Origin of the sequence: Bacillus toyonensis BCT-7112 (assembly GCF_000496285.1) — a bacterium.
Lineage (GTDB): Bacteria > Bacillota > Bacilli > Bacillales > Bacillaceae_G > Bacillus_A > Bacillus_A toyonensis.
This window is the reverse complement of the sequence record NC_022781.1, coordinates 4,868,528-4,887,643: the sequence shown is the minus strand read 5'-3', so window position 1 is coordinate 4,887,643 and position 19,116 is coordinate 4,868,528. Positions and strand designations below refer to the sequence as shown.

The following is a 19,116-nucleotide window of genomic DNA, read 5'->3' as shown; positions in this document are numbered from 1 at the left end:
CTAAAAACTTCTACTTTTGTACAAATAATCATTTTTTTGCACTATATCTATCAAACCATCTATCTGTTTTCATTTCAAATAATTCGGAATATAAAAAATGTAGCTCTATAGGAATTACATCGAAATCTTTTCTCCCTTGTATATCTATTGCTCAAATAAATAATACGTAATTTCTCTCGGATAATGTTTTACATTTACCTTTCGTTCCACTTTTTTAAAACTAACTAGGCTGGCTCCCATCCACTTGCCTTTATAATAAGCATTACACTTATATATGTATAAACCTCTTCATTATCATCATTAATATGGATTGCTGACATTGGTACTGGAAATTTTTCAATTTTAGATTCTTTGTCTACATAAATGAGTGCAAATAAAGTGAAACTTTACTCATTTTGGGATTCTTCATCCCCCACCTAACTTCTTTGCTTTCGCTGCATTTTGAAGTGGGGGTCTTACTGCCCGTTAATGCGAGATACACCAATTAATAACATAGCCGTTACAATATTTAAAACTAGTTTTCTTTTATTCACTTTCACTAAGATTCCCCTTTCTTACATATTCCTTTCATCTTTTTACTAATTTTAATTAGTTACGTATAAAAAAGATGTAATTCAAATCACTTCTAACTTTATTTTCTCTATTTAAAACAACATTATTGTTATATATTATAATTATAAGTTTTTAAATTTTGGAGGCGTTACATATTGAAGAAAATTCTTTTTACTAAATGGACAGTAGTTATTTCTATTTTCATCATTTTCGGTACGATTTTCTACGTAACTAATGGTAAAAATAAAACTGATAATGAAAAAGAAACTGTAGAAACAGTGGATACAAAAACTTTCAAAACTAAATTACAACCTAAAATTAAGGAATTGACTACTAATTATAATGACATTATCGAAAAAGATTGGTTGCCTGCCTGGGAAGAGATGAACACGAACGGAGATTCAGTGGATAGAAATAAACTATTAGTTACAATGAGTGCTGTTTCCAAACAGTATGAAACACTTATGAACGAAATAGACACGATAAAAATCGAAGAAAACATAACGGATATACATATACAAAAACAACTAATCCAATTCACAACTCAGTTTAAATCCGCATCAAATTACATGAAAAATGCAGCAGATTTAATTATTGATAAATACAATAATTCTACTCCGGCCAATGAAATAATTGAAAATACAAAACAGGCTTTAGGGCTTGCCGATCAACATATTGTCATCGCTTTATCTACTTTAAATGAAATTAAAGATAAATTAGGAATTTCTAAAAAATAAAACTGTTTACTATTTTAAAATAAAAAAAAGATTGCAATTCACAGTTTATCTGTCTATAATATTTTTATTGATTTACATTCAATGTGTATATTAATTTTATAATTCGGATGAACCATTCAGGAGAAGGTCAATTGATCTACCGACGGGGCAAAAAGTTGTAATACCAACTTTGAAACTCTCAGGTCTTGGTTACAAGTAGAACTGCATGGGGACGAATCTCTGGAGAGACTCCCTCTCGCTTTTAATAGCGCGGAGGAAAAAGAGCGCCGAAGGAGCAAATCCGCTATTTTAGCGGATAATCTCTCAGGTAAAAAGGACAGAGACAAGCGAAGGAAAATGCCGATTTGTATCGGTTTATTTTTCTATTCCTTGTTTCTCCAGAGACCATTTCATTTACTTGAAGTGGTTTTTATTTTTTCTAAAAAAGGAGAATAAAGATGGAGACAGTAAGTAAAGTATTAGAACAAATGAATCATTACGTGTGGGGATTGCCAACTTTGTTGCTACTCGTTGGTACTGGTATCATTCTCACAGTGCGTTTGAAAGGTTTACAGTTTAGTAAACTATTATACGCTCACAAAATAGCATTTAAAAAGTCAGAAGATACGTCATCTTCTGGAGATATTAGCCACTTCCAAGCACTCATGACAGCTATGGCCGCAACGATTGGTATGGGAAATATCGCCGGTGTTGCAACAGCTGTTACAATTGGTGGTCCTGGTGCAATTTTTTGGATGTGGATTACCGCTTTATTCGGAATGGCAACAAAGTATGCCGAAGCAATTCTAGCAGTGAAATACCGTGTTAGTAATGAAAATGGTGAATATTCAGGTGGACCAATGTATTATTTAGAGCGTGGCTTAGGTAAGAAATGGCTTGCTGTTTTATTCGCTATATTCGGTACAACTGCTTCTTTCGGGATCGGTAATATGGTGCAATCTAACTCAGTTGCAGAGGCAATGCGAATTAATTTCTCTTTCCCCCCTGCTTTAACTGGTATATTAATGTCATTTTTAATCGCTATTGTTATTTTAGGCGGTGTAAAAAAAATCGGGAAAGTAACGGGATTTATCGTTCCTATTAAAGCTTTCTTTTATATAATTGCTGGTCTTATTATTATTTTCTATCACTTTGATCAAATTCCAGAAGCATTTTCACTTATTTTTTCTGGTGCATTTCAAGGTACAGCAGCCGCAGGTGGTTTTATTGGAGCAACAGTCGCATCAGCTATTCAAATCGGAATGGCGCGCGGTGTATTTGCGAACGAAGCTGGTTTAGGTAGTGCTCCTATTGCGGCCGCTGCAGCAAAAACAGATTCACCTGCAAAACAAGCTTTAGTTTCTATGACTGGTACTTTTCTTGATACATTTATCGTCTGTACAATTACAGGACTTGTATTAATTACAACTGGAGCATGGAAATCCGGTAAAACCGGTGTTGAAGCTACAACACTTGCATTCCAATCTGTATTCGGCACCGCTGGTAGTATGATCCTTGGTATTGCCATAATTTTATTCGCCTACTCTACTATTTTAGGCTGGTCATATTACGGTGAGAAATGTGTCGCTTATTTATTTGGAGAAGGTGCTGTTCGATATTATAAAGCAATCTTTATCGTGATGATTGCGATTGGTGCCAATTTAAAACTTGGTATCGTATGGACATTTGCTGATATTGCAAATGGACTTATGGCAATTCCAAACTTAATCGGATTAATCGGATTAAGTGGTATCGTTGTCGCTGAAACAAATCGCTTTTTACAAGCAGAAAAATTGAAAGAAAATCATAAAAAACAGGCAAGTTAATCTATGTTTAAAATAACTGCAGTTCAAATTTCACTATAAATATTAATTTTATATAGAATACAGCCCTACATTTTGAAAAAGAAATTGGTCAAAATGTAGGGCTTTTTATTTTATATTATTAAAAAAATTCCATTAAAGTAAATAAAAGAATATGTTTAGCATATTCTTTTATTTTTTAAGTAAACTTCATTTAAATTGATCAGTGTTGGTTACTCTAAAAATCATTAGCATCACACATAAATTATAGTGAAGTAATGCTAAAATAGAACAAAACTCAACATAAATATCTCTGTAAGAATCCCCTCTTTTTTTAAGCAGTATTATCAAAAAACTTTAAAGTCCAGTTGATTATATACAAATCAATACAAATCACAACTTAATAACCAGAAAATTACAAAAGGAAAACTCTTGAAGATTATGTAATATAAAGGTAATCTATAGATGGACGATTCTAAGATGTTATTCGGAGAAAACTTCTTAGTTAAGTATGTTAACTTGTTTGCACTAAATTTTACAAATAAAGGGGTATTAAGAATCATGAAAGCAAAGAAATTAGTAAGTTTAGCATTACCAGTTATGTTATTAAGTGGTTGTATTACAATTGAAACTGATAGTAAGAAAGCGGAACCAAAGAAAGAAGAAACGCAAAAGATGGAGAAAGAGAGTAAGTCAACCGATAGTAAAAAAGATGATAGCTTATCTGCAGCGAATGGTAAAGATGCAAACAGTAACTCATCAAGTAGTAAACCAAGTTCTTCTTCTAACAATTCAAAATCATCTACTTCCTCTAGTTCATCCACTGCAAAGTTAAGTGGTTCAGAAGTTGAGAAATACAAGTCAGAAATAGTAGAAAATGCTACTAAAGTTGATGATGTTTTGAAATTAATGGAAAAGGTAGCAAGTTCAGATGTTAAGTCATATAGTCAAAAGAAAAGTGAAGTACAATTAAGTATAGGTGGAGCAAAAGCATATGTAACAAAGTTAAGAAACCTCCAAGCACCGCCTGAGTTAAAAGTAGAACAAGAAAATATAAAACAATCAATGGAACTTTATAATGAAGCATTTGCACTTCTTTTTGATGCAATAGAAGAACAAAACGAAAGTAAGATGAATCAGTCATTAACGAAAGCTAAAGATGGTTCAAAGCTTTTTGAGGAAGCAACAGATAGTATTTCTAGAAAAACACAGTAAGGCTGAAATCAAGGTAAATAGATACGGCTAATTTATTAACTAAGGATAAGGGGCATTTAATCATGAAAGCAAAGAAACTAATAGGATTAACCATACCAGTTATGTTGTTAATGAACGGTTGCATAAAAATAGAAGAGTCTAAACCTGCTAAAACAGAAGAGTCTAAAACCGCTAAGACAGAAGAGTCTAAAACCGCTAAGACGGATTCTGAAGTTAAGACTTCTAAAGAAGCTGACTCTAGTACTTCAAAGCAGTCAACTTCTGATGTGAAGAAAGTAAGAGTATTAGCAGACGACTATCCTATGTATTTAATTGATTTAGGAAATGAGTTTGATAGATTATTCAAAGAGTACAATAATATAGTTGGGGAAGCTAGCAAAGGCAATAAGACACGAAAAGACGTATTAGTTAGTGTCGAAAACATCTTTAAAGCAATTGATAAGTTTGAAGAAATCGACCCACCGAACAAGTATATAGATGCTCAAAAGGATATTGAGAAAGCAACCGCTAAGTACAGAAAAGCCTTTGAGGGAGTAGAACGTATTTTCTCACAAAACACAGAGAAAAATACTGGTGGTAAAACTGACAAAGAAGTAATTGAAAACGCTGAAAAGTTAGTTAAAGAAGGCGACAAATACTGGATTGAAGTATATAACAACATGAAAAACGAAGTAACGAAGGCGAACGGCGGCGGAATATCTGCTAGTGAGAAAACAGGAATAGACACTAATTCAGGTGTTAACGAAGCAAACGTTAAGAGTAAAGTAACAGACGGAACTGAGTTAATTGCTGACTGGGGACTTGAAACTTCTAGTGGTTTCCTAGTAACATTAATCATAAAAGGTGGAAATACTTTTGAGTTATATACAGCAGGAACTTACCCAAACAAGGACAATATAACGGAAGGAACATGGTCTTACGATAAAAACTCTATGACTTTTGAATTACATATAACGAAGCGAATGGACAACGGTAAAGAAGTCACTGTTTCTAAGAAAGACATACCTTATATGGTACAGAATTTCGATGGTAAGACCTTACAATTATTAAATACAGAAACAAATAACACAACAAGATATGTGAAACAAAGTTTCTAATAGACAAGAAATAGAGTCACTCCCTCTTAACCACTTAGATTTCTTTTATCAAGATGGATAAAACGTAACAACTATTTATAAATGGTATAACTTCATTTGGAAATCACAATTAATCTATGAAAAAAGGAATGATTCATGCATAATGAGCATTCCTTTTTTCGTTCTCTTACTCAACCAATATCATTTAAAATAAATTTATATCAATCTTCCCCCCTTTTTATTCCAATAAAAGTTTTTCACATAAATGTCATAAATCGTATGGTCTAACTATATAGTTGAAAAGGAATGCGACATTAAAGTGTCGCTGAAAAACTCATCCAAGAAAAGGGAGGAAAAATCTTTTGAAAAACAAATTCATTGTTTTCCTATCTGTTTTGTCATTTATTATTGGTGGTTTCTTCTTTAACACGAATACTTCAAGTGCTGAAACATCATCTACTGATTACGTTCCTAACCAATTAATCGTTAAGTTCAAGCAAAATGCATCTTTAAATAATGTGCAATCTTTTCATAAATCTGTCGGAGCTAATGTCTTATCTAAAGATGATAAGTTAGGTTTTGAAGTCGTTCAATTTTCAAAAGGTACTGTAAAAGAAAAAATAAAGAGTTATAAAAATAATCCAGATGTGGAATATGCACAGCCGAATTATTACGTTCATGCCTTTTGGAATCCAAACGATCCATATTTTAAAAATCAATATGGATTACAAAAGATCCAAGCTCCACAAGCTTGGGATAGCCAACGAAGTGATCCTGGTGTAAAAGTAGCTATCATTGATACAGGAGTTCAAGGCTCACATCCTGATTTAGCTTCTAAAGTAATTTACGGACATGATTATGTTGATAACGACAATACATCTGATGATGGTAATGGTCATGGTACACATTGCGCTGGAATTACTGGAGCACTTACGAATAATAGCGTCGGAATTGCTGGTGTTGCCCCGCAGACTTCCATTTACGCTGTTCGCGTATTAGATAATCAAGGAAGCGGGACTCTTGATGCTGTAGCGCAAGGTATTCGAGAAGCTGCTGATTCGGGTGCAAAAGTAATTAGTTTAAGTTTAGGAGCTCCAAATGGTGGTACTGCATTACAACAAGCAGTTCAATATGCATGGAATAAAGGCTCTGTTATAGTTGCAGCTGCTGGAAATGCTGGAAATACAAAAGCTAATTACCCTGCTTATTACAGCGAAGTAATTGCAGTTGCTTCTACAGATCAATCAGATAGAAAATCTTCATTTTCTACTTATGGTAGCTGGGTAGATGTTGCAGCACCAGGTTCAAATATATATTCAACATATAAAGGGAGCACGTATCAATCATTAAGTGGTACATCTATGGCAACACCTCATGTTGCAGGAGTCGCTGCTCTTTTAGCAAATCAAGGATATAGCAATACACAAATCCGCCAAATTATTGAGTCAACTTCTGATAAAATTAGTGGTACAGGTACGTACTGGAAAAACGGTAGAGTCAATGCATATAAGGCTGTACAATACGCTAAGCAATTACAAGAAAATAAAGCTTCGTAAGAAATACAGTGAAACTTTAATTATTGGAGGCTTTGTACATCCCAAATGATTATTTTCCCACACTAATCGGTACTTTATAGGCAGTTCATGCAGGATAAAATAGAAGGAGAGACTTTTACAATTAAAGTCTCTCCTTCTTACAAACTATATTACTCCCCCTTTTTCTGAATCATATGTAAATACAGTACAAAATCCATCATTGTCGATGAATGACCAAGTTGACGGATCATTGCTGTTATATTTCCTCTATGATATGTACCATGATTTACGACGTGTTGCACTAATTCTAAAATTGAAGTATGTAGTGTCCCTGCATATGGATTCTTAATAACAAATTCAGCATGTACATCTTGTTGTGTACTTAGAAATTCTTTATACTGATTAGCTATATTTAAAAACATTTCTTCTAATTCATTTAGCGATTTTGTATCGATTTGTTTTTTTAACTTTTCACGATCTTGTATTGCTTCACTCATACTTCTGCCATGTAATATGTGTAACCACACTTGATCTGTAATATAAATATGCGCAAAAGTATCCTTAATGGATGGGAATACACTCTGTATCTGCTCATTAAAAATTGTCTCATAATTTGGTAACTCTTTTAATCGATTGAATAATCTAGTATTAGCCCAAGCATGGTAATCACACTGTTTTAATATATAATCTTTCAATTTATATTACCTCCTTATTGTATAAAACGAATGTTTTGCTCCTTCATTTCCGATTCTCTATCAGCTTTTACAATCCCTTTTTCTTCAATTTCATGTTTATTTATCGTTTTATATTTTACATACGTATAAAATTCCGTTTGAAATGGAAATGGTGTAATCCGAATTGTTTCCTCGTCCACCCATTCAGCTTGAATAAGTTTCTCCTCTTTACTATTAAACATTTCTGTTCCTTCAAAACCATCTTTAAATAAATCAACTTCATCTTTCTTTTTGACACCAGGCTTATTCATACATACGTATAAAGAAAGTTCATCACAAAACTTTAATAATCTATAATGTTTATCGAACATCGCAAACTGTTCCTTTGTTAACGTTTTCAAAATTCTTTTTTGTCGTTCTAATTCATGTTTATAAAAAGAAAGCATCTCTTCATCTTCCTCATTTAATGGGAATGATAAAAAGTGTTTACTACACAGTAATGCCCCGTATGGATTAGAATCTTCAATTTCATTCAAACCAATCGTATAAAAAACAAAACGTAATGGGCTTGGACAATCCATAAATGTATACGGAATATTTTTAGCATCATTCAAAATTGGTACTTTATCAAGTTCTATCCATCCTCTATCATGTTCATATATTGCATCAATTGTCTCTTTTAAGTATGTTGTATCTTCAAAAAAACATTCTTTTATATGCCTAGCAATCTCTCCAGCCAAAAAACCATGATCATGTTGACGAATTAATATACTCTCTTTCTCACTCTTTTCACGAAAAATCATACGTATATTCCCCCTCATCCTCATACTATTGCTTTTTGTATGCATCAATTCTTAATTAATCCCCAATTATTAGCAGGGATTCAGTCTCTTGCAACGAAATTAACATAACTATATAGTATTCTTTCCAACCATAAAACTAGCTTTATCTTTACTATCCATTATACTAAAACATTCATTCTAAAAAAATTTTTATGAGGTGAAAACATGAATAAAACAGAATTAATTAAAAATGTGGCACAAACAGCTGATATTTCTCAAAAGGATGCTTCTGCAGCTGTACAATCCGTATTTGACACAATTGCTAACGCATTACAATCTGGCGATAAAGTTCAATTAATCGGTTTTGGAACGTTTGAAGTGCGTGAAAGATCTGCTCGTACAGGGCGTAACCCACAAACTGGGGAAGAAATTCAAATTGCGGCTGGTAAAGTTCCAGCATTTAAAGCAGGTAAAGAATTAAAAGAAGCTGTTAAATAAACAAGAAACCAGCCATTTTATAGGCTGGTTTCTTGTTTATTTCTTATTTAAGCAAGTCCTTTATATTTTCTGCATGATACACTTCACAAATATAAAATACACATTTGTAGTTACTTACAATTTGATATTTTCTAGTTGGATACACATTCGCCGCAACTGAACATCCATCAAACAATTCGATAATATTTCCAGATGGCTGATATCCTTCATATAATACGTTTCTTCTTACTTCCATTTTTTCTATCAGGTTTTCAACAGGAATAGTTCCACTTTCTAATTCACTTTTTATTGTATCCGGTAAAAAAGAAGTATCCGCAAAAATTAGATTTTCAGATAACACCTTACCATTATAACTAACATTAGATACACGATAAAGAAATGTTCCGTTTTTATCAAAGAAATTTTTTGCTTCTTTCGGAATGTACTGCCTATCTATTACCTCTTGTTCTAGAACATCAAATTGAACTGTATCATTCAAAAGCTTTTCTAAAGCAAGAATAGATGATGTATCTCCAGAAAATAAAATATTTTTAATTGCTTGTACATTATAAGTGAATTCATTTGTTCTACTTTCCGCCACTAACATGTGGAACACCTCTTCTATAAAATATTTTATTAAACTTATTTATAATTTAATAGCGCTACCGCGTCTAACTGCGTAATTTCAGTTACTTCTTTACTAAATATTGCAATGGAAGCCATATAATCTAAACTAGGCCTTACATCTTCCATCCTTGTATTTTCTGCTAACTCTTGTCTATCCCTAAAAACCAACAATTTAGGAGGATCATTTGGAGCTGATACAGTAATTTCAACTGGTGGAATCAATAGTCCTTCACCTGTCGCTTTCAGCACAGCTTCTTTTCGAGTCCAATACGTTAAAAATCCTTCTAATCGCTGTTCATTAGGTAATTTCATAACTTGTGCTATTTCAATATCTGTTAATACGCCCTCTGCCATTTTCATCACATCTACATTTGGATTCATTTGTTCAACATCAACACCGACAGATGCAGATTTTGTAAATGCAACGACAACCCACTCACCCGAATGTGAAACTGATAATTGTGGCATACCTTCTGGTAATTGCGGCCTACCATGTTGTAACTTACATACTGGGCACAATCGATCAATCGGCACTTGAACTGGCGACATAGAAAGTATCTTTCCAAGAACTAACCTACTAATTACGCAACCTATTATAAAACGTGCACGATCTGCCGAATGATGATATGAATTTGCTTTCTCTTGCTCTACATCATTTAGTAAATTGTAATGCCATGATTGTAAATCTGAAATTCTTGCCCACCATATTTGACAATCATTCTCATTCAAAGTTGGTATAGAATCTACAACTTTACTTTCTATCATGTAAAATCTCCTTTTTACTACTAATATCAATTTCAATTAAAGTAGCATACATATATTGCTATTCATTGACGAGTTCTTTCTCTTTTTGTGATACGGATAACATTTTTTCTTTCTTCTTTGACATTACCTCTTTATCAGAAATACGTAAAGAAAATAGTAATGCTATAAGTAAAAATAGTGCTGATCCAATTAATGCCGCTTGATATGGCAAGAAATCTGATTGTGCGTTATTCTGTACGTTATTACTTCCAAAACCAGACAGTATACTAGCTAAAACAGCAACTCCTATTGCAGATCCTAATCGGTTTTGCACATTGAATATAGTAGTTGCTCTACCCATAGAAGATGGTGTGATATTGTTAAAAGCAGAAAATTGAACTGCACCGACAGACTGCCCTAAGAAAATACCTATGCCAAACAATAATGCCCGTATTTGCCATGGATTCGTATCATGATTTACAAAACTTAATAATACAAATATAACCGCGGTACTTATTAGTCCAATAGAGATTACCTTTCGAGCACCTAATTTCTTATACGTCCATGGTACAATTTGCGAAGAAATCATTAATCCAATCGCCTCTGGGAATGTCGTAAGACCTGATTCCAGCGCAGAAACTCCGATTACATTTTGATACATAAGCGGAAAAACAAATAGCATTCCAAGTAAACCAGCAGATGAAAACAAGGATATGAGACTCATTTTTCTAAAAACGGGTTCTTTTAATAAGCGTAAATCTAACATCGGTTGCTTTACTTTCAATTCTACTATTATAAACAGTGAAATGAATACAATCCCAGCTATCCCAGTACTTATTATTTCTGGAGAAATCCATCCTTTTGACGGCCCTTGACTGAGTGCATAGATGAGCATCGCAAAACCTGGTGCTGAAAGAACAAAACCGAGAGAATCAAAACGACCAGCTGATTTTTCAATATGCTCTGCTAAAAATAGAAGTCCAAATAGCAACGCAATAATACCAAACGGCAAATTAATATAAAATGCCCAGCGCCAAGACATTTGATCTACAAAGAAACCACCAATAATTGGTCCAATCGCTGGTGCAACAGCAATTGGCAGTACAATAAATCGAGAAATTTTTGGTCTTTCCTCTGGTGAAAATGTTCGGAATAACATCGCCATCCCGACCGGTGTTAAAAGTCCGCCACCTGCACCTTGAATGATACGAAAAATATTTAATGAAGTAATATCATTCGCAATTCCACATAATGCAGATGCAATTGTAAAAACGAAAAGGGCAGTTAAAAATACTCTTTTCGTACCAAAACGATCGCCTAACCAACCGGAAATCGGAAGAAAAACAGCTAAGCTAACTAAATACCCAACATTTACTGTCCCCATTGCAGATGGGGGTACTTGCAGTTCTTTGCTTATCGTTTGCAATGCTACATTCACAATTGTTGCATCCATCGCAGCCATAAACATCGCTGTTATATACACGATGCTTATAACTACTTTTGGATTTATTTTTACTTTCATTATTGTTTTCCTACTAATATTTTTTCGCTAATTTGATTTTTTTTTGGCTCTAAATCATTCCAGTTTACTTCAACGCATTCTAAGCAAACTTGTCTGCTAGCTTCTTCATGTACGACATTCCATCCAATTGGTACATCGAGAAAGGCAGGCCAGAGAGAATACTGGCCCTCCTCATTCATTAATACTTTATATGTGTAATTATCATTTTCAAATGGATTCGTCATACTCTATTTACCCCTTTCTTATTCTGTAAATATTTCGCTAGTACTTGCCCAATTTCTGTAAGCGGCCCTGGCTGACATAAATCTTTATGTCTACAATCAATATCATGTTGCACGATATCTCCATCTAAATAATTTAGCCATGTATTTGGAGAAATAGGATCAAACCAGTCTGGTATAACAGTAGACCTAAAGAATAAAATATCCCCGTTATAAACTTTCGGTACATATTTCCCTAACAACCCTACTGAATTTACATATGTTTCTTTCAAGTTCAATATAGTCTCTTCTTCAAGACTTGCTAATGCACTTCCATCTTTACGAAGGATTTCAACTGCACTTTCCATTGTAAGTGGTTTACCATCCATGTTGTCTGGGTCATATCCGCCTAAAGCAAGTAATGCGATTAACGCTTCCTCTTCAGTAGGCGCTTCCGTATTCGGTAAGAAGTGTCCAGGATAAGAATCAAGCATAACGAGTAATTCTACTTCTTCTCCTTCATTTTGTAGTTGCGCCGCCATTGCATGCACAACATTTCCTCCAAGCGACCAACCTAATAAACGATATGGTCCATGAGGCTGTATTTCACGAACATGTTTCAAGTAATCCGCCGCCATCTCCTCTAAACTTTTTGGAAGTTCTTCATTTTCAGCGATACCACGTGCTTGTACACCATAGATTGGATAATCTGTTCCTAAAGATTTCATAAGTCCTGCATAGCACCAACTTAATCCACCTGCTGGATGTACACAAAATAGTGGTAATTGATCCCCGCTTGCTCGTAATGGAAGCAATACATCAAGTGCACTTTGACCATTCCCAATCTCAAGCCTTTCAGCAAGCCCCGCAACAGTAGGTGCTGCAAATAAAGTTCCAATATTCAGTTCAACGCCAAGTGCCTCTTTCATACGACTCATAAGCTGCACTGCAAGAAGTGAATGACCACCAAGATCAAAGAATCCATCATCAATTCCAATTTGAGACACACTTAAAACTTCTGTAAACAAGTCACATAACATTTCTTCTTGCGGTGTTCTCGGTCCGCGGCTAGATGATGATGCAATAAACTCTGGAGCTGGCAATGCCTTTCTATCTAATTTACCGTTTGGAGTTAAAGGTAACTCATTTACTACTACAAAAGCGTATGGAACCATATAATCTGGTAAACTACCACTAGCATGCTGACGCATTTCATTCGTATCAATCGTTTCATTATTTGATGCGACGATATAAGCAACTAATCGTTTATCCCCTGGTTGATCCTCCCGGACAATAACGGCCACTTGTTCAACTTTATCGTGTTTCATTATGACCGCTTCTATTTCCCCTAATTCAATTCGGAATCCACGAATTTTAATTTGATGATCTGCACGTCCTATATAATCTAACGTCCCATCTTGACGCCAGCGCGCTAAGTCTCCTGTGCGATACATTCTTGTACCAGGTTTACCAAATGGATCTGCGATAAAACGTTCAGCCGTTAATCCTGCTCTTCCTAAATATCCACGAGCTAGTCCAGCACCTGCAACATACATTTCTCCAACTACTCCTGGCGGCACTGGTTGTAAATAGTTATCTAATACGTATACTTTAAGATCTGGTATACTGCACCCGATTAAACTATTTGCTCGTAAAGAAACGATACTCTCATCTAACTCAATATAACTAACATGTACCGTCGTCTCCGTTATACCGTACATATTAATAAGTTTCGGTGCGTTATGAGGATGACGACTATACCAATCTTCTAATCGACTTAGTTCAAGTGCTTCTCCACCAAAAACAACATATCGTAAAGATAGTTTTTGACCAACCTCTTCATTTTCACGATCTGCTTGCATCAATTGATAGAACGCTGATGGAGTTTGGTTTAAAACAGTAACCTTTTCCTTAACAAGAAGCTGTAAAAATTCTTTCGGCGAGCGACTTACAGTATGTGGTACTACAACTAAACGCCCTCCATATAATAAAGGTCCCCAAATTTCCCAAACCGAGAAATCAAAAGCGTATGAATGGAACATCGTCCACACATCGTCTGCGTCAAATTGGAACCAATGATCGGTTGCTCCTAAAAGTCTTACTACATTTTGATGAGGTATCATAACTCCTTTCGGTCTACCTGTTGAGCCTGACGTATAAATAACGTAAGCAATATGTGAAGGAGCTAACGGCTTCAGGCACTCCATTTCATCAATATTTTCTTCACTATATTTCTCAATTTCTTCCATTACGTTCACATCATCAACTAAAATCTTTAGTGACTCATCACATTCAATTTCTACACTTGAATTTGTTAATACACATGATGGTTTCGCATCGTGTAGCATAAATGAAATACGATCTGACGGATAATCTGGATCTAACGGAAGGTATCCGGCACCTGCTTTAAGAACAGCAAGTAAGCTTACAACCATGTTTAATGATCTTGGCATCGCTAAAGCAACGAGTTGATCAGGACCAACCCCTTTTGCTATTAGGAATCGAGCTATTTTATTTGCTTTTCTATTTAACTTTTCATAAGTTAATTTCTTATCTTCAAAGACAACAGCTATAGAATTTGGATTTATATGAGCCTGCTTTTCAAACAATTGTGGCAATGTCATTTCTGGTGCAATTTGAAAACCACCATTCCACTTTTCTAATACTGTATTTTTCTCTGCTACAGTTAATATTTCTAATCTGCCAATTGATTGATTCGGATTTGTAGCTGCATCATCTAATAACAAAATGAATCGTTCTATTAGTTTTTGAACCGTTTCACGTTTATATAAATCGGTACTAAACTCTAGTAATCCATGTAAACCGTTCGGAGTACCATCAACCTCGTTACTCTCACTAATTTCAAATGTTAAATCAAATTTTGCAGAACCAACGCTTTGAATTTCAAGGCTCGCTTCTAAATCTGGTGCATTAAACGTTGCTTCTGGTGTATTTTGAAAAGCCAACATAACTTGAAACAACGGGTGGCTGTTTCGAGTACGTACTGGATTTAACACTTCAACAAGCCTTTCAAATGGAACATCTTGATTTTCATAAGCTGCAAGATTTACCTGCTTCACTCTATTTAATAATTCTTTAAAACTTGGATCTCCTGACGTATTTGTACGTAACACTAATGTATTTACAAATAAACCAACAATATCTGAAAGTACATCATCATTTCTTCCAGCAATCGGACTTCCAATTGGTATATCAGTGCCTGCACCTAATCTTGTAAATAGTGCACTAAGTCCTGCTTGCAATACCATAAACAAACTAACCCCATTTTTACGACCAAGCTCTACTAACCTACTATGCATACCTTCATCTATATGAAAATGAATTGTTTCCCCGCGATAACTCGTTTCCACCGGACGCTGGTAATCTGTAGGCAACTCCATTTGGTCTGGTAAACCTTTAAGTTCTTCTTTCCAAAAATCTAATTGTGTTGAAATAAGACTTTCTGGTGTCGTTTCATCACCTAGCAATTGCTGTTGCCAAAGTGCATAATCTGCGTATTGAACTGGTAGTGTCTCCAGCTGAACTCTGTCACCTTGACATCGTGCTTTATACGCCGCTGTAAAATCTCTCGTTAACGGCTGTAATGACCAGCCATCACCTACAATATGATGTAATAGAATTAATAATACATGTTCGTTTTCACTCACTGTAAAAAGTTGCAAACGAACTGCCGGCTCAAAATCGAGGTTAAAGCTATATCTTACCGCCTCTGAAAGTACACTTTCTAATTCATCTTTACATGTATTAGTTATAACCATTTCTAGATTTAAGTTTTCCATATCTAAAATTTTCTGATAGGAACTACCTAATACGTTAGGGAAAATTGTTCTAAGTGTTTCATGTTTCTCAACTACATCATAAAAAGCACCTTGTAATGCTTGCCGATTCAATATTCCATTCATACGAATGACTAGCGGAATATTATAAGTAGGACTTGGACCTTCTAAACAATTTAAGAACCATAACCTGCGCTGTGCAAATGAAAGTGGAACTTCATTTGGCCTACTTGCTTTCTGAATAGCTGGTCTTGCACTTTTTGCATGGTTTAATTGTTTCGCCAGTTCGGCAACAGTTGGTGATTCAAATAGTTTCCCGATTCCTAATTCCACACTTAACGTTTCACGAATTCTTGCCATTAAACGAGATGCGAGAAGTGAATGTCCACCCATTTCAAAGAAATTATCATCAATGTTAATTCGAGAAACACCAAGTACTTCTGCAAATAAATCACATAATATTTCTTCTTTCGGATTTCTAGCAACTCTCTCATTGTTCATTCCATTAAAATCAGGAGCAGGTAATTTCTTTCTGTCAACCTTACCATTTGGCGTTAATGGTAATTCTTCTAGCACAACAAATGCCGATGGTATCATATAATTCGCTAAACTTTCTGAAACATAAGAACGAATTTCTGAAAGATTAATCGGTTCCTTTTCTTCTGCAACGATATACGCAATGATGCGTTTATCATTTGGACGATCTTCTCGTACCATCACTACCGCTTGTTGAATATTTTCATGTCGTTGTAATACCGTTTCAATTTCAGCTAATTCAATTCGGAAACCACGAATTTTTATTTGATGATCTGCGCGACTCATGTACTCTAGCACACCGTCGTTACGCCATTTCACAAGATCACCTGTGCGGTACATAAGCTTCCCTGGTTCTCCATATGGATTTGCAACAAATCGTTCAGCCGTTAACGCAGGTTTTCCTAAATATCCGCTTGCGATTCCTTCTCCTGCAATATATAATTCACCGATAACTTCAGGTGGAACAGGTTGTAATCCTGCATCCAATACATACACTTCTGTATTGCAAATTGGCTTTCCAATAGGTGGTATACCCTTTTCACTTTCATCAATGTTCATGAAAGTAGACCAAATCGTCGTTTCAGTTGGTCCATATAAATTAGTTATTGAGCAACCTAATTCTTTTAATTTATTTGCTAAATACGCTGGAAGAGCTTCACCACCAACAAGTATGTTTAGCCCTTGTAGCTTTTCTGGATAATCAGTTACTAACGCCTGCCAAAGCGTCGGTGTAGCCTGCATAATGGTCACTCTTTCTTCTTGTAAAAGTGTCGTTAATGCTGATGGCTCTTGTATGTCTTCTTTTTGCGCAATTGTTAAACTTGCGCCACTAATAAGAGGTAAATAAATTTCTAGAGCAGAAATATCAAACGCAAAAGTTGTAACTGCTAATAAATGATCATTTTCATTTAATGAAAACTTTTGTTGCATAGCCATTAAAAAGTTACTTAAACCTCTCATAGGAACAATTACACCTTTTGGGTTTCCTGTTGAGCCTGAAGTATATATTGTATAGGCTGGGTTTAAAAGTGATACATCATTCTTACATGCTATATTCATACGAGAATATGTATGTAACGCTAGTTTCGTTTCTTCTTCATCTAATACAATTTTTTTCATATCATTTTCTATAACTAACTTAGATGAAACAGATGAATGTGTTATGATACAAACTAGTTTTGCATCATTTACTATATAATTAACTCTTTCTGCTGGGTATTCTGGATCTATTGGTAAATATGCTGCACCAGCCTTTAAGACCGCTAGCATACTAACTACCATTTCTATTGATCTAGGGAATACTAAAGCTACAAACTGGTTTGGTCGTATGCCTTCTTCTACTAAATAATGTGCTAGTTCATTCGCTCGTTCATTTAGCTCTTTATACGTAAGGTTTACACCGTCACAAGTAATCGCTAGTTTATTTGGATTTTTTTGCACTTGTTTTTCAAATGATATAGGTAGACTGATTAACTCATCATCTTCCTTCGTTTCATTCCATTCCAATAAAACTTTATGGTTTTCTTCAGGCAGAGTAATGTTTATTTTTCCAATAGACTCGTTTTTCTCATAATTATTTATTACTAATTCAAATAGATTCATAAATCTTTCTTTATGCAATGCTAGCTCCGCGCCATTATATACTTCGGGATTCGCATCAAAATGAATCATTAACTCCTTTTGATCAAAACGTTTATATACATTTATCGATAAATCATCGACAGGTCCTGCTGATAAGTTATGCGTAATACCACGCTTCCCAGCAAAATTAAGCCCGTAATCAAATGGCATAACATTCACTAACGGTCCAAACAACCTTTGATTTTCACCTAGTAACTTTAAGTCTCTTCTTAATTCCTCATGACGGTATTTATGATGGCGACGTACATCTCGGATTTCTTTAGAAACTTGTTGCAATAATTCCGCAAGAGTTATATTTGGAGTTACTGTAATACGAAGTGGAACTAAATTCATTACCATACTAGGTGTATGAATAGATACAGAACCTAGACGTCCCATCATTGGTAAACCTAAAACAATATCATTTTCACCTGTTAATTTATGCATATAAATACTTGTTACAGCGACAATGAATTCCGGCCAACTTGTTAACGAAATATTGATTTCTTCTAGTAAAGTTTTCGTGCTAGAACTAGATAAATAAGCTGTTTCTCGTGAAAATCCATTTGATGTTCTCGGTGCTCGTTCTGCCAAACTTACAACTTCTGGTTCATCCGCAAATTTTTCTAACCAAAAAGTACGATCTTCCTGAAATTGTTTAGACTCACGATACTCAATATCTTCTTGCACAACTTTTGCAAGAGAACCAAATGGCTTTTCATTCTTGTTTGTTTCTTCTATAAGTGATGTATACTCATTCGCTACCTTTTGGCTAAGAAGTGAAAATCCATAGCCATCCATCACAATGTGATGGATGCGCTGATACCAAAAGAAACGATTATTTTCAACTTGAATAAGTGCTTCAGTAAATAAAGTATCTTTTTTCAAATCGACTGGCATAGATAAATCATTTTTCATCCATACTTTAGCAGCTTCTTCAGGATTTTCTTCTTTACGAACGTCAATAAAATGCATATGAAACTGTGATTCTTCAATAACTTGCCATGGGCCAATTTCATCCTCTTCGAAGCGAACATGAAGTGCTTCTGCTTCCATTACAACTTTACGTACAGCTAATTCAAAAATGTCTTGATGAATATTCCCGTTTATTTCTACATATTCCCCAGTATTATATATCGGATTAAGCGGATCTAATTGTTGCGCAAACCACATACCAGACTGCGCAGATGATAACGAATGACGAATCTTTTGACTGTTAGGCATTCTTTACTACCCCTTT

General features: G+C 34.8%; 13 protein-coding genes, 1 pseudogene and 1 riboswitch. Of the genes and pseudogenes, 6 read left to right on the top strand and 8 right to left on the bottom strand.

Features of this window, described 5'->3' with window-relative positions:
• Nucleotides 1-144: 144 nt before the first annotated feature.
• Nucleotides 145-365: pseudogene (locus tag BTOYO_RS27125) on the bottom strand (hypothetical protein).
• 342 nt (nucleotides 366-707) lie between these two features.
• Here BTOYO_RS27125 and BTOYO_RS24900 point away from each other — a divergent pair.
• From BTOYO_RS24900 to BTOYO_RS24880, 5 genes are all read left to right on the top strand, one after another.
• The gene (locus tag BTOYO_RS24900) at nucleotides 708-1,289 is read left to right on the top strand and encodes a hypothetical protein (RefSeq protein WP_000721822.1); all 582 of its coding nucleotides are present in this window, start codon (nucleotides 708-710) and stop codon (nucleotides 1,287-1,289) included.
• Nucleotides 1,290-1,498: 209 nt separating this feature from the next.
• Nucleotides 1,499-1,619, top strand: a riboswitch (glycine riboswitch).
• A 107-nt stretch (nucleotides 1,620-1,726) separates the two neighbouring features.
• The gene (locus tag BTOYO_RS24895; protein ID WP_000451042.1) at nucleotides 1,727-3,094 is read left to right on the top strand and encodes an alanine/glycine:cation symporter family protein; all 1,368 of its coding nucleotides are present in this window, start codon (nucleotides 1,727-1,729) and stop codon (nucleotides 3,092-3,094) included.
• A 537-nt stretch (nucleotides 3,095-3,631) separates the two neighbouring features.
• Nucleotides 3,632-4,285 carry a DUF7018 domain-containing (lipo)protein gene (locus BTOYO_RS24890; RefSeq protein ID WP_000644852.1) on the top strand — a complete coding sequence of 218 codons (654 nt, stop codon included), beginning with the start codon at nucleotides 3,632-3,634 and terminating at the stop codon, nucleotides 4,283-4,285.
• Nucleotides 4,286-4,347: 62 nt separating this feature from the next.
• The gene (locus tag BTOYO_RS24885) at nucleotides 4,348-5,382 is read left to right on the top strand and encodes a DUF3994 domain-containing protein (protein WP_000644816.1); all 1,035 of its coding nucleotides are present in this window, start codon (nucleotides 4,348-4,350) and stop codon (nucleotides 5,380-5,382) included.
• Nucleotides 5,383-5,723: 341 nt separating this feature from the next.
• Nucleotides 5,724-6,917, top strand: a complete 1,194-nt coding sequence (locus BTOYO_RS24880) for a S8 family peptidase (protein WP_000790785.1) — start codon at nucleotides 5,724-5,726, stop codon at nucleotides 6,915-6,917.
• A gap of 149 nt (nucleotides 6,918-7,066) precedes the next feature.
• Here BTOYO_RS24880 and BTOYO_RS24875 read toward each other — a convergent pair whose 3' ends face one another.
• Entirely contained in the window at nucleotides 7,067-7,591 is a 525-nt protein-coding gene (locus tag BTOYO_RS24875) for a DinB family protein (RefSeq protein ID WP_000656264.1), read from the bottom strand.
• A 14-nt stretch (nucleotides 7,592-7,605) separates the two neighbouring features.
• A complete protein-coding gene (locus tag BTOYO_RS24870) occupies nucleotides 7,606-8,373 on the bottom strand; it encodes a DUF3891 family protein (protein ID WP_000577310.1) in 768 nt (255 codons plus the stop codon).
• 204 nt (nucleotides 8,374-8,577) lie between these two features.
• Between BTOYO_RS24870 and BTOYO_RS24865 the strand changes: the two genes are divergently transcribed.
• Nucleotides 8,578-8,850 carry an HU family DNA-binding protein gene (locus BTOYO_RS24865; protein WP_001043908.1) on the top strand — a complete coding sequence of 91 codons (273 nt, stop codon included), beginning with the start codon at nucleotides 8,578-8,580 and terminating at the stop codon, nucleotides 8,848-8,850.
• A 43-nt stretch (nucleotides 8,851-8,893) separates the two neighbouring features.
• Here BTOYO_RS24865 and BTOYO_RS24860 read toward each other — a convergent pair whose 3' ends face one another.
• Genes BTOYO_RS24860 through BTOYO_RS24840 form a run of 5 tightly spaced genes read right to left on the bottom strand, consistent with a single transcriptional unit; the run spans nucleotide 8,894 to nucleotide 19,100 of the window.
• Nucleotides 8,894-9,436, bottom strand: a complete 543-nt coding sequence (locus BTOYO_RS24860) for a hypothetical protein (RefSeq protein ID WP_000959152.1) — start codon at nucleotides 9,434-9,436, stop codon at nucleotides 8,894-8,896.
• A gap of 35 nt (nucleotides 9,437-9,471) precedes the next feature.
• On the bottom strand, nucleotides 9,472-10,221 hold the full coding sequence (gene sfp, locus BTOYO_RS24855) for a 4'-phosphopantetheinyl transferase Sfp (RefSeq protein ID WP_000573008.1): 750 nt from the start codon (nucleotides 10,219-10,221) through the stop codon (nucleotides 9,472-9,474).
• Nucleotides 10,222-10,279: 58 nt separating this feature from the next.
• A complete protein-coding gene (locus BTOYO_RS24850; protein WP_000865164.1) occupies nucleotides 10,280-11,722 on the bottom strand; it encodes an MDR family MFS transporter in 1,443 nt (480 codons plus the stop codon).
• A complete protein-coding gene (locus BTOYO_RS24845; protein ID WP_000184074.1) occupies nucleotides 11,722-11,946 on the bottom strand; it encodes an MbtH family protein in 225 nt (74 codons plus the stop codon). Before BTOYO_RS24845 ends, BTOYO_RS24850 begins: the two co-directional genes overlap by 1 nt.
• Entirely contained in the window at nucleotides 11,943-19,100 is a 7,158-nt protein-coding gene (locus BTOYO_RS24840) for an amino acid adenylation domain-containing protein (protein ID WP_001133900.1), read from the bottom strand. The genes BTOYO_RS24845 and BTOYO_RS24840 overlap by 4 nt, the downstream gene beginning before the upstream one ends.
• Between the last annotated feature and the right edge of the window lie 16 nt (nucleotides 19,101-19,116).

Coding starts and splice junctions, on each gene's coding strand:
- BTOYO_RS24870 (WP_000577310.1), bottom strand. CDS start 8,373: ATGATTTTTCGTGAAAAGAGTGAGAAAGAGAGTATATTAATTCGTCAA.
- BTOYO_RS24850 (WP_000865164.1), bottom strand. CDS start 11,722: ATGAAAGTAAAAATAAATCCAAAAGTAGTTATAAGCATCGTGTATATA.
- BTOYO_RS24865 (WP_001043908.1), top strand. CDS start 8,578: ATGAATAAAACAGAATTAATTAAAAATGTGGCACAAACAGCTGATATT.
- BTOYO_RS24845 (WP_000184074.1), bottom strand. CDS start 11,946: ATGACGAATCCATTTGAAAATGATAATTACACATATAAAGTATTAATG.
- sfp (WP_000573008.1), bottom strand. CDS start 10,221: ATGATAGAAAGTAAAGTTGTAGATTCTATACCAACTTTGAATGAGAAT.
- BTOYO_RS24890 (WP_000644852.1), top strand. CDS start 3,632: ATGAAAGCAAAGAAATTAGTAAGTTTAGCATTACCAGTTATGTTATTA.
- BTOYO_RS24860 (WP_000959152.1), bottom strand. CDS start 9,436: ATGTTAGTGGCGGAAAGTAGAACAAATGAATTCACTTATAATGTACAA.
- BTOYO_RS24895 (WP_000451042.1), top strand. CDS start 1,727: ATGGAGACAGTAAGTAAAGTATTAGAACAAATGAATCATTACGTGTGG.
- BTOYO_RS24885 (WP_000644816.1), top strand. CDS start 4,348: ATGAAAGCAAAGAAACTAATAGGATTAACCATACCAGTTATGTTGTTA.
- BTOYO_RS24840 (WP_001133900.1), bottom strand. CDS start 19,100: ATGCCTAACAGTCAAAAGATTCGTCATTCGTTATCATCTGCGCAGTCT.